Consider the following 13,728-nt stretch of genomic DNA (forward strand, 5'->3'; position numbering starts at 1 on the left):
CTCATTATTTTGCTTGAGAAATCGCGCCGGACAGCCAACGGGAATGGCTCGGGCGCTTTGAATCAGCTTCATCAAAGCCCGATTCAATGTCTTGAGATTTGATCGGAAAGTTAAAGCGTGACCGGTTCGGGCACCGACAAGACCAAGACCGGCTATGAGCTCGCCGGTCCCGTGATCATCCTGGTCGAGCCGCAGCTCGGCGAGAATATCGGCATGGCTGCGCGCGCCATGGGCAATTTCGCGCTGTCGCGGCTGCGCCTGGTCAATCCGCGCGACGGCTGGCCGAATGTCAGCGCCCAGCGCGCGGCGGCCGGCGCCGACCATATTCTCGATCGCGTCGAGCTGTTCGATTCCGTCACTGACGCCGTGGCCGATCTCGATCTGTTGTTTGCCACCACCGCCCGCGCCCACGATCAGGCCAAGCCGGTGCTGGGCCCGGAGGCCGCGGCGCGGGAGATCGTGAGCCGTGTCGGCTCCGGAGGGAAGGCCGGCATCCTGTTCGGGCGCGAGCGCTGGGGGCTGACGAATGAGGAGGTGGCGCGCGCCAACCGCATCATCACCTTTCCCGTCAATCCCGGCTTTGCCTCGCTGAACCTCGCCCAGGCCGTGCTCTTGATGGGCTATGAATGGTTCAAGCTGTCGACGGGAGGTCAGCTTCCGTTCGACAAGCCGGAGCGCTCGCCGCCGGCCTCGCAGCACCAGATCGACGCGTTCTTTGAAAACCTGGTGCGGGAGCTCGACAAGGTCGAGTTCCTGCGGCCCGCCGAAAAGCGCGAGACCATGCTGGTGAACCTGCGCAACATCTTCACCCGCATGGAGCCGTCCAAGCAGGACATGCACACGCTGCACGGCGTGGTGATGGCGATCGCGGAAGGACGCAAGGGCCCGGCCAAGGGGGGCGTGCTCGACAGCGAACAGGCGACCCGGCTGCGTGCGCTGCTCGCCGAACACGGGCGCGGCGTGCCGCCGCATGAAAGCGGCACGGTGCGCGGCCTGGCACGGCTGCTCCGGCGCAACCCGACCGATGCCGAGCGCATCCTCTGGCAGGCCTTGACCCGCGACCGCCGTTTTGCCGGCCAGTTCAAGCGCCAGACACCGATCGGGCGGCATATTCCCGATTTCGTCTCCTTCGTGCGCCGGATCGCGATCGAGCTGGTTAACGAGAGCGAAAGCGAGACCATTGTGCATGACCGGCAGGTGCGGCGCGCCTGGCTCGAGCAGCGCGGCTACCGCGTGATCGAGATGAAGGCGGCCGACGTGGAGCGCGAACTGGAAAAAGAGCTCGCGCGGCTGCAGGACATCATTTCAGGTCCAGAATAGCGTGGTGTCGGTCACCGCCCGGCCCAGTGCACGAACCGGTTCTCGATCAGCAAAAACAACAAATTCAGTGAATAGCCGAGCGCGCCGGCGGCGAAGATCGCGGCGTACATGCCGGGCATATCGAATAGCTGTTGCGCCTCGAACACGCGCTGCCCGAGCCCGTCGGTCGAGCCGATGAACATCTCGGCCACAACGATGATCACCAGCGCCAGCGATACCCCGTTGCGCAGCCCCACAAATGTCTGCGGCAACGATTCGAACAGCATTACGTCGAACAGCACCCGCGTGGGCGAGGCTCCCATCACTTTGGCCGCCAGCAGGCGTGTCTTGCGGGCATTCATTACGCCATAGGCGACGTTGAAAAGGATCACCAGCGCCGCGCCGAAAGCGGCGACCGAAATCTTGGTGCGATCGCCGACGCCGAACAGCACCAGGAACAGCGGAAACATCGCGGAGGCCGGCGTGGAGCGGAAGAAATCGATCAGGAATTCCACCGAACGATAGACCCTCTCGGAAGCGCCAAGCAGGATGCCGAGCGGGATCGCGATCCCTGCGGCAATCGCCGTGGAGGCGATGGTGCGCACCACGGTCTTGAGAAAATCGGCGCCGAGCTTTCCGGCCATCATGCCTTCCCACAATGTGCGGAACGTCGCATATGGCGAGGGCAGCAGCACCGGATCGACCAGCTTCAGCGCACTCGCCAACTCCCATACGGTGAGCAGGATGGCGACGCCGATCAGCGGCAGCCATGCTTTGGCCTTCATCCGCGCTGCACCTCCCGCTGAAACAGCCTGAGGCAGTGCGCCTTGGTCGCAACGAAGTCGGGCTCCGACATCGCCTTGTCGGAGCGGGGCCGCGGAGCTGCGTAAGGCACGAACTCGACCACGCGCGCTGGGCGGCGCGAGAGCAGCAGCACGTAATCGGAGAGATAGACGGCTTCTTCAAGGTCGTGCGACACCAGCACCGTGGTGGTCGCGGTCTCCATGAACACGCGCTGGAGCTGGTCGCGCATGAACAGTGTCATCTCGTAGTCCAGCGCGGAGAACGGTTCGTCGAGGAAGAGAATTTCCGGTTCGACGATCAGCGCGCGCATGATGGACACGAGCTGTTGCTGGCCGCCGGAGAGCTGGTAGGGGTAGAGCGCAAGATCGACCTTGACGCCGAGATGGGCGACGAGGCGCTCGACGCGGGCATTGCGCTCGCGCCTCGCCAGTCCCATCAGCTTCAGGGGATAGGCGATGTTGTCGAACGCGCGCAGCCAGGGGAACAGCGCCTCACGATAATTCTGGAACACATAGCCGAACTTCACCTGCTTCAGGGGCCGGCCATCGAATAGTACTTCGCCGGCGTCCATCGGCACCAGCCCGGCGATCATATTGATCAGCGTGCTCTTGCCCAGCCGTTCGGGCCGAATACCGAGATCAGCTTGCCGCGCGGGATATCGAAATCGAAGCGATCGTAAATTGCGGCGTTTTCATAGTGCTTGGTCAATCCGCGGATCGTGACGTGTGGGGCGGCGCGGCCAGAGCGATCGAACACCGCGGCAGGCCGCGTCGCGATGGTCGGGCGAGGGTTATTCACGTTCAAAACTTCTGCAGGAAATTCGTGGCGTCGACTTTTTCGGGCACGACGCCGATCGAGGTGCCGAAATCCGCGAGCGCCTGCAGATCGGCGAGCTGCTCCTTGCTCATGTCGCTCGCCATCACATAACCGAGCATCGGCACGCTATCGACGATATTGTCCGGCGTGAACGTATTCTTGGCGAGATGTTTTCGCGCCTCATCCGGATTGGCGTTGATGAAGAAGATGGCCTTGGCCCAGGCCGCGGCAAAGCGCTTTGCCACGTCCGGGCGCTTCTCGATGAAGTCGCCGGTCATGGCGCAGCCGGCCGCATAGGCGGTGGCCTGTTCGTTGCCTAAAATGTATTTCGAGATCACGCCGGCCTCGAGCGTGCGCGCCACGCCCGCTTTCACCATCATCGAGGCGTTGGGCTCGAGCGTATAGCCGCCGTCGAAGGCGCCTGAGATCATCGCGTTGACGTGCTGACCGATGTCGAGCTGATCGATGGTGTAGTCGCCCTCCTTCAAGCCGTTCCTGGCCAGGATCGCTTTCGCGGTGTTGAGATTGGCGGGGCCCGGCGCGGACATCAATTTAGCGCCTTTGAGCTCGGCGATAGAATGCGCGGGAGAGCCGGTGCGCACCACGAACTGTTCCATCTTCCAGACCTTGGTCTGGCCGTTGAGCGCGATGTATTTTGCCACGCCCGGCTTCTTGATGTCGGCGTTCAGCCCCTCGAGCGTGACCAGTACGGCCGAGACCTCGATCTGATTGGTCATCATGGCTGCGACATTGGGTGGACCGCCCATCAGCTTGATCATCTCCGGCTCGATGTTCTCTTCCTTGAAGAAGCCGCGCTCTAGCGCAACGAAGTAGGGCAGGGATGATGAAACAGGGAACACGCCGACAGTCACTTTGTCGGCCGCCTGCGACGGACCGGGCTGGGCGGCAAAAACCGCAAGCAGCACAAGCGTTAGCGCGGCTCTGATCACAATTCTCATGCGCAAATCCCAGAAGCGAGAGTTCTCGAAGGAAGAGCAAGAAATGTGCCGTCCCGGCCAAAACCGAGCTGCGATGCGCAACACGGTCGCTGGCAGGGGCCGAGGCCTGGTTATATCGGTGGGTTCAAGCGGGATTAATCTCGCGGCGCGAGGGTTCTACTCCTCGCGCGAACCATAAGCTTCAAACATGAGCTTCAAAGAGGAAGCAGATGCGTGGTTACAGTCTGCCGTCACTTGCCTTTGCGTCCTCGCTCATCGCGGCACCTGCCTGTGCGCAGGCCCCGCTGACCGAAAAGAACGTCTCGATGGGATTGTCGCTTGCGATCATTCAAGGCGCGCTCGATCAATGCACCAAGGACGGCTACAAGGTCTCCGTCGTCATTGTCGATAAGAGCGGCAACGTCGCGGCTTCCGTCCGCGGCGACGGCACCCCGCCGCACACGCTCGAATTTGCGCGCCTGAAGGCCTACACGGCACGCACGCGCAATCAGACCTCGCTCGCCACCATGAAGCAGATGGACGACCCGGCCTTTGCGTTTCTGCGCCAGATTCCGAATGTCGTTGGTGTTGGGGGCGGCGTCCCGATCCGCGCGGGCAATGAAGTGATCGGCGGTGTCGGCGTTTCCGGCGCGCCTGGCGGCGAGAAGGACGAGGTCTGCGCCAACGCGGGGCTCGCGAAGGTTGCGGATGCGCTGAAGTAGGGGCGCGCGCCAACACTACCTCTGTCGTCCCCCGCGAAGGCCGGGCTCATAGCGTTTGGGCGATCGGGTCGACGATCTTCGCTACAACAGTGGCCTGTGGTTATGGGTCCCGGCTTCCGCCGGGACGACGGGCTTACACCGCTAGTAACTGCGCCGGCGCGGCGGCGCGCTTCTGCTTCTTCTTCGCCGGCTCGAACAGCGAGCAGGCGGCAAGGCCCGCGGTGTCGGCCACATCGGGATTGCGCGACACCATCGCGGCGACGATCGCGCCGTCGATCAAAAGCGCGAGCTGATGCGCCAGAACGTCCGGCTCGACCGCGCCCATCTCGCGCGCGAGCTTTTCGATGTGAGCGAGCACGACCCTCTTGTGCCGCATCGCAATCGCGCGAAACTGTTTCTGGTCCTTGTCATGCTCGCCGACGGCATTGATGAAGGGGCAGCCGTAGAAGCGCTCCTCGCCAAACCAGCTCTTCAGGGCAGGAAAGATCCGCGTCAGCTTCGTCTGCGCGTCGCCGCCCTCCGCTTCAATGGCGGCAATGAACCATTCGCGCCATTGCTTGCCTTCGTTCTCCAGCACCGCATGCACGAGATTGGTCTTCGAGCCGAACAGTTTGTAGAGCGTGGTCTTCGCCGTGCCGGCCTGCTCTATGATTGCATCGATGCCGGTGGCGTTTATGCCGTTCTTGCAGAACAGATGCGTTGCCGCGCTGAGCAGCCGTCCGCGCGCCGATTCCTCGTCGATCGCAGCCGCGCCGGCGGCGGCTTTCTTCCTTGCAAGTGGTTTGCCCGCTTTGGCCATGGGCCTCACTTAATCGAACCGCGGCACAATCATCAAGCCGCATCTTGCCTGCGTCCAAAGTAATCGCGCTGCGGCAGCATCTGCATCAGCTTTGGGCACGCAGCGACTGAGCAATCTCTTCGGTGCAACCGCTAACCATCGACAACGCTTCGGCTTTTGTTTTGGCCGGCGTCTGGCACGCTTCGTGCAGGAAACAGACCGTTCGGTATCCTACAGGGAGAAACCTGATGACCGCGGTCGTCCAGAAAACTGCACTCACCGGCTGCCTTGCGCCGATCGACAAACAAGGGCTCGAGCAGCTCATCGCGAGCGGCAAGGCCAACCCCAAGGTCATCAAGACCTTGAAATGCAAGACGGTCGCCGAAGGCAAGTTTCGCCACGCCAACTATATCCGCAACCTGGCGCCCTACATCGTCGACGAGCCGGCGGGACTTCTGGGCGACGACACCGCGCCCAATCCTTCCGAAGCTTCGCTGGCCGCGCTCGGCTCCTGCCTTGCCGTCGGGCTGCATGCCAATGCGGTGCACCGCGGCTGGACCGTCAACAAGCTGGAGCTCGAACTCGAGGGCGATCTCAACATCACTGCGGTGTGGGGCACCGGCGACGTCAGCGAGAAGCCGGTCGGCTTCACGGATGTCCGCGTCAAGGTCGACATGGAGTGCGAGGGCGTCCCGCAGGCCGAGATCGCCGCCCTGGTCGAGCACGTGAAGAAATGGTCGCCGGTCGCCAACACCTTCATGCGGCCGGTCAATCTGGACGTCGGCATTTGACGGCGTGCAATTGAAATTAGCGGAGGGTCCCATGAGTTCAACGGCCGCATCAGTTCTCGCTCCCGTCCAGGATGATGGGACCTCCGCGACATCGGTGACCAGCGAGGTCGCCGCGATCGCGCGCAAGGTGCTGGCGCCGCTGGCCGGCGCGATCGACGACGGCTCCATCTATCCGAAGGAGTTGCTCCGGCGTTTCGGCACCGCTGGCGCCTGGAGCAGCCACCTTCCAAAGAATGGCGCCGCCGATCTGCGCTGTGCCATTCAGTCGATGGCGGCGATCGGCGAGGTCTGCGGCGCGACCGCCTTCATGGCCTGGTGCCAGAACACGCTGGTCTGGTACGCCGCCAACTCCGAAAATCCCAAGCTGCTCGCGAAATTGGCCGGTGATTTTGCCAGCGGCAAGCTGCTTGGCGGCACCGGCCTGTCCAATCCGATGAAGAGTTTCTTCGGCATCGAGAAGCTCAAGCTCAGGGGCTACAAGGTCGAGGGCGGCTATGTGGTGCGCGGCGCTCTGCCCTGGGTCTCCAATCTCGGCCCCGGCCACTTCTTCGGCACCATCTTCGAGCGCGAGGATCAACCCGGCGAGATCGTCATGTGTCTTGCCGATTGCTCCAATCCCGCCATCGCGCTGCAGCCGTGCAAGCCGTTCCTCGCCATGGACGGCACCGGAACTTACGGCGTGCAATTCCGCGATGCGTTCGTGCCTGACGAGCTGATCCTGGCCGATCCGGCGGGCCCGTTCGTGAAGAAGATCCGCGCCGGATTCATTCTGCTTCAAGCCGGCATGGCGCTCGGTCTGATCAAGGATTGCATCAACATCATGAACGAGGTGGAGCCGCCGCTCGGGCACATCAACCGCTATTTGCCGCAGCAGCCGGCGCAGTTCAGCGAGCTGTGCTCCGAGCTCGAAGGCGAGACCATGGCGCTGGCGCGCGAGCCTTTCAATCCGGATGAGACCTATTGGCGCAAAGTCGTCGCGCTGCGCCTGCGCGCGGGTGATGCTTCGGTCGCGGCCGCGCATGCGGCGATGCTCCATTGCGGCGCGCGGGGCTACCTGAAGAGCCACCGCGCCCAGCGTCGCCTGCGCGAGGCCTATTTCGTCGCGATCGTGACGCCCGCCACCAAGCAGCTTCGCAAGATGCTCGCCGAGGCCTGAGCTTCACGAGCGACTTCGTTTCGATCCCCACCTGCCAACCACAACTAGGAGAGGCCTGCCATGTCGGATGTACTGATTTCTGCCAGCGAACTCGCCGATCTCTTGAAGACGGAGCCGTGTGTGCTCATCGACACCCGCAATCCCGACGCCTATGGCGCGGGCCATCTCCCCGATGCCGTCAATGTGCACGACATCTTCACCTATCTTGCGACCTCGACGCCGGAAGGCATTGCCGAACTGAAGTCAAAATTCGCCGAGGCCTTCGGCGCGGCCGGGCTGTCGGGCAGCGAAACCGCCGTCGTCTATGAGCAGTCGATGAACTCCGGATTCGGCCAGTCCTGCCGCGGCTATTATCTCCTCACCATGATGGGCTATCCCAAGGTGAAGGTGCTGCACGGCGGCTACGACGCCTGGGGCGCGGCCGGCCTGCCCACCACGACGGACGTGCCGTCGCCGGTGAAGGCTTCGTTCTCGATTGTGCCGGAAGCCGGCGAGATCCTGATCGATGCCAAGACCATGCTGGCGGCGGTCGGCAATCCCGGCATCGCCATTCTCGATGTCCGCGATGTCGACGAGTGGATCGGCGAAAGCTCGTCTCCGTATGGCAAGGATTTCTGCCCGCGCAAGGGGCGCATCCCCGGCGCGGTATGGCTGGAATGGTATCGCATGATGAAGCCGACGGCGGAGGGGCCGCGCTTCAAGTCGAAGGACGAGATCCTTGCCGAATGCGCGACCGTCGGCATCGGCCAGGGCACGCCGGTCTATCTCTACTGCTTCAAGGGCGCGCGCGCCTCCAACACCTTCCTGGCGCTGAAGAACGCCGGCGTGAAGGACGTGCGGATGTATTTCGGCTCCTGGAACGAATGGTCGCGCGATCCCTCGCTGCCGATCGAAGAAGGCCTGCCAACTGCGACATCTGTGACCAGTCAGGCGGCATAGAATCTGCATGGCTTTTTCCGTCCGGCCGCGCGGATGTCGGCCGGACGGGGAAAGAAGGGGCCAAGTCGGGACCATGGCGATTTTTGATGATCCTTTTGATGCGGAGCGCGACTTGCCGGGTTGCGTGTGCGGGCAGCATCGGTCTGCGAGCGAACATGAGCAGGCAAGGCTGGCGCTGCGCTGCGAACCGGCCGATAGCGACGAAAAGCGCTATGAACGCGTTGTTGCCTCCGCCGTCATGCGCGCGGTGTTTCCACACGATGCGACGCGCCGGGCCTTCTTGAAATCGGTCGGTGCGTCGACAGCGCTCGCCGCGCTCTCGCAATTTTTCCCGCTGAAGACAGCGAGCGAAGCGTTCGCCGATACTGGAACGCCGGAGAAGAAGGATCTCAAGGTCGGATTTATTCCGATCACCTGCGCAACGCCGATCATCATGGCCGCACCGCTCGGCTTCTATGCCAAGCACGGGCTCAATGTCGAGGTCGTCAAGACCGCCGGCTGGGCCGTGATCCGCGACAAGACGATCAACAAGGAGTACGACGCCTCGCATATGCTGGCGCCGATGCCGATCGCGATGACGCTCGGGCTCGGCGCGCAGCCGATCCCGTTCGCCGTGCCCGCGATCGAAAACATCAACGGGCAGGGGATCACGCTCGCGCTCAAGCACAAGGACAAGCGCGATCCGAAAGAATGGAAGGGCATGAAATTCGCCATTCCGTTCGACTACTCCATGCACAATTACCTGCTGCGCTATTATCTCGCCGAGCACGGGCTCGATCCGGACACCGATGTGCAATTGCGCGCGGTGCCGCCGCCGGAAATGGTCGCCAATTTGCGCGCCGATAACATCGACGGTTTCCTGGCGCCCGACAATGTCTGCCAGCGCGCGATCTATGACGGCGTCGGCTTCCTGCACATTCTGTCCAAGGAAATCTGGGACGGCCATCCCTGCTGCAGTTTTTCGGCGAGCCGCGAGTTCATCGCAGGCGCGCCGAACAGTTTTGCCGCGCTGACGCGTGCGATCGTGGATGCCACGGCATTTGCGTCGAAAGCGGAGAACCGCAAGCAGATCGCGGAGGCGATCGCGCCCGCCAATTACATCAACGCGCCGGTCACGGTGCTGGAGCAGGTGTTGACCGGCACCTATGCCGACGGCCTGGGCGGCATCAAGATCGATCCCAAGCGCGTCGATTTCGATCCGTTCCCCTGGCAATCCTTTGCGGTCTGGATGCTCACGCAGATGAAGCGCTGGGGCCAGATCAAGGGCGATGTCGACTATAAGGCGGTAGCCGAGCAGGTGTATCTTGCGACCGACACGAACAAGCTGATGGCCGAGATGGGCCTGACCCCGCCAGCGAGCGCCTACAAATCGTTCTCGGTGATGGGCAAGACTTTTGATCCTGACAAGCCGGACGATTATCTCGCAAGCTTCAAGATCAGGAAGGCGTCGTGAGGGACCATGCCAGCGCTCTGTCTTTACCTCGCCCCGCTCGCGGGGACAGGCCGGATCGCAGGCATTGGCCTGCGATCCGGGTGAGGGGGACCAACCGCGAGCTCGGTGCGCGGAAAGCGCCCCTCATCCCGACCTTCTCCCTGCGCGCGGGGAGAAGGAGATGATCACGTCATTGCGTTTTCGCGCGGCGATCGTGTCGGTGCTGCTGTTCGTCGTTTTCATCGGCGTTTGGCACCTCGCCACGCGCAGCTCGGCATCGGTCGCGACCATGACTCCCGAATACGCCAGGCTGATGGGAGCACAAGCGACCCAGGGCAAATCGGCGATGCCAGGCCCGCTCGATGTCGGCGCGAAGCTCTGGGAGCATTTGCGGCGGCCGTTCTATGACAATGGGCCGAACGACAAGGGTCTCGGCATCCGGCTCGGCTATTCCATCGCGCGCGTCGGCTTAGGTTATCTGCTCGCCGTGATCATTGCCATTCCGCTCGGCTTCCTGATCGGCATGTCACCCCTAGTCAGCCGCGCGCTCGATCCGTTCATCCAGATCCTGAAGCCGATCTCGCCGCTCGCCTGGATGCCGCTCGCGCTCTACACTATCAAGGATTCCGGTCTGTCGGCGATCTTCGTGATCTTCATCTGTTCGGTGTGGCCGATGCTGATCAATACCGCCTTCGGCGTTGCGAGCGTCCGCAAGGAATGGATCAACGTGGCGCGCACGCTGGAGGTCGGGACCATCAGGCGTGCCTTCACTGTGATCCTCCCGGCCGCAGCGCCCACGATCCTGACCGGCATGCGCATCTCCATCGGCATCGCCTGGCTCGTGATCGTCGCGGCCGAAATGCTCGTCGGCGGCACCGGCATCGGCTATTTCGTCTGGAACGAGTGGAACAATCTCTCCATCGCCAATGTCATCATTGCGATCTTCCTGATCGGGCTGGTGGGCATGTTGCTGGACCAAATCCTCGCGCGCTTCACGCGGCTCGTCACGTTTCCGGAGTGAGGCGCAACCGGCATGACCGACAAATTCATCTCCGTGGAAGGCATCGCCAAGCGCTACGCCGGCGCGGGCAGGACGACCGCAGTGTTCGAAAACTTGTGGCTGTCGATGGCGCGCGGCGAGTTCGCCTGCGTGATCGGCCATTCCGGATGCGGCAAGACCACCGTGCTCAACATTCTTGCAGGTCTCGATGCGCCCAGCGAGGGCGCGGTGATCGTGGATGGCCAGGCAATCGCGGGCACGAGTCTCGACCGCGCGGTGATCTTCCAGAGCCATGCGCTGCTGCCCTGGCGCACGGTGCTCGGCAACGTCGCTTATGCCGTGAGCTCGAAATGGCGCACTTGGGATCGCGCCAGGGTGAAGGCCCATGCGCAAACCTTCATCAACCTGGTCGGACTGAGCGGTGCCGAGCACAAGCATCCCTCGGAATTGTCTGGCGGCATGAAGCAGCGCGTCGGCATCGCGCGCGCGTTGTCGATCACGCCCAAGATCATGCTGATGGACGAGCCGTTCTCGGCGCTTGATGCGCTGACCCGTGGCACGCTGCAGGACGAGGTGCGGCGCATTTGCCTGGAAACCGGCCAGACCGTGTTCATGATCACCCATGACGTGGATGAAGCAATCTATCTTGCCGACCGGATTTTCCTGATGACCAACGGTCCCGGCGCGGTGCTGGCGGAGATCGTGGAAAATCCGCTGCCGAAGCTGCGTGCGCGCAACGACCTGCATCGGCATCCGCTCTATTACGCGCTGCGCAACCACATCATCGATTTCCTGGTCAGCCGCAGCAAGAGCTTCGCGTCTCAAATGCCGGATCACGATCCGCGCAACGTGCCGACGGTGCGGATCGGTAAACCGGAATTGCTGATCGCGTCGCGAGGCGAGGAGCCACCGCAGGCGGCGTGGCCGGGCTTGTCCCGGCCATCCACGTCTGCCTAACGCGATGAAAGAACGTGAATGCCCGGGACAAGCCCGGGCATGACGAAGCCAGAGGGAGACAGTCAAAATGAAACGATCCGACCTCACTGAAAAGCTGCTGGACATCAAGCGCGAGAAGGGCTGGAGCTGGAAATATATCTGCGAGAAGATCGGCGGCTATTCCGAAGTGCTGATCGTCGGCGCAATCCTTGGCCAGATGAAACTGACGAAGCCGCAGGCCGCCAATGCTGGCGAATTGTTCGGGCTTTCCAAATCCGAAACCGCGATGCTGAACGAGACGCCGATGCGCGGCGAGGGCATTCCCATGCCGCCGACCGATCCCTTGATCTATCGCTTCTACGAACTCGTCATGGTTAACGGCCCCGCCTGGAAAGCGCTGATCGAGGAGGAGTTCGGCGACGGCATCATGTCGGCCATCGATTTCGACATGGTGATGGAGCGCCTGCCCAATCCGAAGGGCGACCGCGTCAAGATCACGATGTCGGGCAAATTCCTGCCGTACAAATATTACGGCGCCAGCGGGAATGTGCCGGAATACGGATTCAAGGAGGGGTGAGGCTAAGGTCGTTCGCCTACGACGTCATTTGCGGGATGCGCCGAAGGCGCAGACCCGGAATCTCGAGATTCCGGGTTCGCGCTTGCGCACGCCGCGGAATGACGGTGCGCTAGCCGCGCCGGAGCCGCGGCGTGCCTCAAACCCCCGCCTTCACCTGCGAGATCGCGAGCGGCATCAGTTCGTTCATCTTGGTGCGAATGTCCGGCTCCGCGACCGTAATGCCCTTGGCGCTGAGATCGCCGATCACCTTGCGTACGACGTCGGCATCCCCGGCCTCTTCGAATTCGGCGGCCACGACCTCTCGCGCATAAGCCTCGGCCTCGCTGCCGGTTTTTCCGAGCTTTTCGGCCACCCACAGGCCCAGCAGCCGGTTGCGCCGCGCCTCCGCCTTGAACTTCAATTCCTCGTCGTGGACGAACTGCTTTTCGAAGGCGTCTTCGCGCTTGTCGAACGTGGTCATGAAAAGGGGTTCCCGGCTTTTGCGAATCGGCGATGCGCGGCCCTCGTTGCGAGGGGACCGTTGCAGAACTAGATATCTACAATGTCGAACCGAAACAACGGCCAGAAGGCCGCAGGGGAAGGGGGTAAAAGCGAAGCTCTCGGGCCGGATCGATTGTGCTTGATGGGCCAATCGGATAGGTTGCCAAAAGGCTCGGTTCTTGTTCTGTTTCCTAGGGTTCCAGGCCACCACGGCAGCTCCGTCGTGGGTTGTAATCCCAGTCACCCGGAGCACACCAATTTCATGGATTTCAACAACACACGGTACATCCCAATGAGCCGTCGACGTCGCATTTACGAAGGCAAGGCCAAGGTCCTCTATGAGGGGCCTGAGCCGGGAACCCTGATCCAGCACTTCAAGGACGATGCGACCGCGTTCAATGCCAAGAAGCATCAGGTGATCGAGGGCAAGGGCGTCCTCAATAACCGGATCTCGGAGTACCTGTTTCAGCACCTCAACGACATTGGGGTACCGACCCACTTCATCCGCCGCCTCAATATGCGCGAGCAGTTGATTCGCGAGGTCGAGATCGTGCCGCTGGAAGTGGTGGTACGGAATGTCGCGGCCGGCTCGCTGTCGCAGCGGCTCGGCATCGAGGAGGGCACGCAGCTCCCGCGCTCGATCATCGAGTTCTACTACAAGAACGACCAGCTCAACGACCCCATGGTGTCCGAGGAGCACATTACCGCCTTCGGTTGGGCAACGCCGCAGGAGATCGACGACATCATGGCGCTCGCCATCCGCGTCAACGATTTCCTGACCGGCCTCTTCCTTGGCATCGGCATTCGCCTGGTCGATTTCAAGATGGAATGCGGCCGTCTGTTCGAGAACGAGATGATGCGGATCATCGTTGCGGACGAGATTTCGCCCGATTCGTGCCGGCTGTGGGACATCAAGTCGAACGAGAAGCTCGACAAGGACCGCTTCCGCCGGGACCTCGGCGGCCTCCTGGAGGCCTATACCGAGGTGGCCAAACGGCTCGGTATTCTCATGGAGAACGAGCGGCCCGCAGGTTCAGGACCGGTGCTGGTGAAGAGCTGA

Annotated in this window: 16 protein-coding genes; 10 read left to right on the forward strand and 6 right to left on the reverse strand. The window is 62.4% G+C overall.

Annotation, left to right across the window (positions count from 1 at the left end; translation table 11 throughout):
- Window positions 1-117 precede the first annotated feature (117 nt).
- On the forward strand, window positions 118-1,320 hold the full coding sequence (locus P6U23_RS13690) for a TrmJ/YjtD family RNA methyltransferase (RefSeq protein ID WP_407180269.1): 1,203 nt from the start codon (window positions 118-120) through the stop codon (window positions 1,318-1,320).
- Window positions 1,321-1,331: 11 nt separating this feature from the next.
- Here P6U23_RS13690 and P6U23_RS13695 read toward each other — a convergent pair whose 3' ends face one another.
- From P6U23_RS13695 to P6U23_RS13710, 4 genes are read right to left on the reverse strand one after another with little or no spacing between them, the layout of a single operon-like run.
- Window positions 1,332-2,084: an ABC transporter permease gene (locus tag P6U23_RS13695; RefSeq protein ID WP_407180270.1), complete on the reverse strand. Its 753-nt coding sequence runs from the start codon at window positions 2,082-2,084 to the stop codon at window positions 1,332-1,334.
- On the reverse strand, window positions 2,081-2,695 hold the full coding sequence (locus tag P6U23_RS13700) for an ABC transporter ATP-binding protein (protein ID WP_407180271.1): 615 nt from the start codon (window positions 2,693-2,695) through the stop codon (window positions 2,081-2,083). Before P6U23_RS13700 ends, P6U23_RS13695 begins: the two co-directional genes overlap by 4 nt.
- A gap of 5 nt (window positions 2,696-2,700) precedes the next feature.
- Complete coding sequence (locus tag P6U23_RS13705; protein WP_407180272.1) at window positions 2,701-2,901, reverse strand: hypothetical protein; 201 nt, start codon at window positions 2,899-2,901, stop codon at window positions 2,701-2,703.
- 2 nt (window positions 2,902-2,903) lie between these two features.
- The gene (locus P6U23_RS13710; RefSeq protein WP_407180273.1) at window positions 2,904-3,878 is read right to left on the reverse strand and encodes an ABC transporter substrate-binding protein; all 975 of its coding nucleotides are present in this window, start codon (window positions 3,876-3,878) and stop codon (window positions 2,904-2,906) included.
- A gap of 209 nt (window positions 3,879-4,087) precedes the next feature.
- On the opposite strand from P6U23_RS13710, the gene P6U23_RS13715 reads away from it, so the two are divergent.
- Window positions 4,088-4,579, forward strand: a complete 492-nt coding sequence (locus P6U23_RS13715; protein ID WP_407180274.1) for a GlcG/HbpS family heme-binding protein — start codon at window positions 4,088-4,090, stop codon at window positions 4,577-4,579.
- A 133-nt stretch (window positions 4,580-4,712) separates the two neighbouring features.
- Here the strand turns inward: P6U23_RS13715 and P6U23_RS13720 are convergent, their stop codons facing one another.
- Complete coding sequence (locus tag P6U23_RS13720) at window positions 4,713-5,378, reverse strand: TetR/AcrR family transcriptional regulator (RefSeq protein WP_407180275.1); 666 nt, start codon at window positions 5,376-5,378, stop codon at window positions 4,713-4,715.
- A gap of 227 nt (window positions 5,379-5,605) precedes the next feature.
- Between P6U23_RS13720 and P6U23_RS13725 the strand changes: the two genes are divergently transcribed.
- The 7 genes from P6U23_RS13725 to cynS all read left to right on the forward strand — a co-directional run bounded on the left by P6U23_RS13725 (window position 5,606) and on the right by cynS (window position 12,188).
- The gene (locus tag P6U23_RS13725; RefSeq protein WP_407180276.1) at window positions 5,606-6,148 is read left to right on the forward strand and encodes an OsmC family protein; all 543 of its coding nucleotides are present in this window, start codon (window positions 5,606-5,608) and stop codon (window positions 6,146-6,148) included.
- 31 nt (window positions 6,149-6,179) lie between these two features.
- Window positions 6,180-7,304 carry an acyl-CoA dehydrogenase family protein gene (locus tag P6U23_RS13730; RefSeq protein WP_407180277.1) on the forward strand — a complete coding sequence of 375 codons (1,125 nt, stop codon included), beginning with the start codon at window positions 6,180-6,182 and terminating at the stop codon, window positions 7,302-7,304.
- Between the two features lie 60 nt (window positions 7,305-7,364).
- A complete protein-coding gene (locus tag P6U23_RS13735) occupies window positions 7,365-8,243 on the forward strand; it encodes a sulfurtransferase (RefSeq protein ID WP_407180278.1) in 879 nt (292 codons plus the stop codon).
- Window positions 8,244-8,316: 73 nt separating this feature from the next.
- On the forward strand, window positions 8,317-9,696 hold the full coding sequence (locus P6U23_RS13740) for a CmpA/NrtA family ABC transporter substrate-binding protein (protein WP_407180279.1): 1,380 nt from the start codon (window positions 8,317-8,319) through the stop codon (window positions 9,694-9,696).
- Window positions 9,697-9,856: 160 nt separating this feature from the next.
- Complete coding sequence (gene ntrB / locus P6U23_RS13745; RefSeq protein WP_407180280.1) at window positions 9,857-10,696, forward strand: nitrate ABC transporter permease; 840 nt, start codon at window positions 9,857-9,859, stop codon at window positions 10,694-10,696.
- Window positions 10,697-10,708: 12 nt separating this feature from the next.
- Window positions 10,709-11,632 (forward strand): ABC transporter ATP-binding protein, encoded by a 924-nt coding sequence (locus tag P6U23_RS13750; protein WP_407180281.1) that lies wholly within the window; start codon window positions 10,709-10,711, stop codon window positions 11,630-11,632.
- 67 nt (window positions 11,633-11,699) lie between these two features.
- On the forward strand, window positions 11,700-12,188 hold the full coding sequence (gene cynS / locus P6U23_RS13755; protein ID WP_407180282.1) for a cyanase: 489 nt from the start codon (window positions 11,700-11,702) through the stop codon (window positions 12,186-12,188).
- A gap of 136 nt (window positions 12,189-12,324) precedes the next feature.
- Here the strand turns inward: cynS and P6U23_RS13760 are convergent, their stop codons facing one another.
- On the reverse strand, window positions 12,325-12,648 hold the full coding sequence (locus tag P6U23_RS13760; RefSeq protein WP_407180283.1) for a DUF1476 domain-containing protein: 324 nt from the start codon (window positions 12,646-12,648) through the stop codon (window positions 12,325-12,327).
- 312 nt (window positions 12,649-12,960) lie between these two features.
- Between P6U23_RS13760 and purC the strand changes: the two genes are divergently transcribed.
- A complete protein-coding gene (gene purC / locus P6U23_RS13765) occupies window positions 12,961-13,728 on the forward strand; it encodes a phosphoribosylaminoimidazolesuccinocarboxamide synthase (RefSeq protein WP_008974302.1) in 768 nt (255 codons plus the stop codon).

Origin of the sequence: Bradyrhizobium sp. STM 3562, from assembly GCF_045571435.1 — a bacterium.
Taxonomy (GTDB): Bacteria; Pseudomonadota; Alphaproteobacteria; order Rhizobiales; family Xanthobacteraceae; genus Bradyrhizobium.

Bases quoted from the DNA above. Each gene is read 5' to 3' on its own strand.
- P6U23_RS13760 (WP_407180283.1), bottom strand. From the start codon at position 12,648: ATGACCACGTTCGACAAGCGCGAAGACGCCTTCGAAAAGCAGTTCGTC.
- ntrB (WP_407180280.1), top strand. From the start codon at position 9,857: ATGATCACGTCATTGCGTTTTCGCGCGGCGATCGTGTCGGTGCTGCTG.
- P6U23_RS13720 (WP_407180275.1), bottom strand. From the start codon at position 5,378: ATGGCCAAAGCGGGCAAACCACTTGCAAGGAAGAAAGCCGCCGCCGGC.
- purC (WP_008974302.1), top strand. From the start codon at position 12,961: ATGAGCCGTCGACGTCGCATTTACGAAGGCAAGGCCAAGGTCCTCTAT.
- cynS (WP_407180282.1), top strand. From the start codon at position 11,700: ATGAAACGATCCGACCTCACTGAAAAGCTGCTGGACATCAAGCGCGAG.
- P6U23_RS13725 (WP_407180276.1), top strand. From the start codon at position 5,606: ATGACCGCGGTCGTCCAGAAAACTGCACTCACCGGCTGCCTTGCGCCG.
- P6U23_RS13735 (WP_407180278.1), top strand. From the start codon at position 7,365: ATGTCGGATGTACTGATTTCTGCCAGCGAACTCGCCGATCTCTTGAAG.
- P6U23_RS13700 (WP_407180271.1), bottom strand. From the start codon at position 2,695: ATGATCGCCGGGCTGGTGCCGATGGACGCCGGCGAAGTACTATTCGAT.
- P6U23_RS13710 (WP_407180273.1), bottom strand. From the start codon at position 3,878: ATGAGAATTGTGATCAGAGCCGCGCTAACGCTTGTGCTGCTTGCGGTT.
- P6U23_RS13715 (WP_407180274.1), top strand. From the start codon at position 4,088: ATGCGTGGTTACAGTCTGCCGTCACTTGCCTTTGCGTCCTCGCTCATC.
- P6U23_RS13750 (WP_407180281.1), top strand. From the start codon at position 10,709: ATGACCGACAAATTCATCTCCGTGGAAGGCATCGCCAAGCGCTACGCC.
- P6U23_RS13695 (WP_407180270.1), bottom strand. From the start codon at position 2,084: ATGAAGGCCAAAGCATGGCTGCCGCTGATCGGCGTCGCCATCCTGCTC.
- P6U23_RS13730 (WP_407180277.1), top strand. From the start codon at position 6,180: ATGAGTTCAACGGCCGCATCAGTTCTCGCTCCCGTCCAGGATGATGGG.
- P6U23_RS13740 (WP_407180279.1), top strand. From the start codon at position 8,317: ATGGCGATTTTTGATGATCCTTTTGATGCGGAGCGCGACTTGCCGGGT.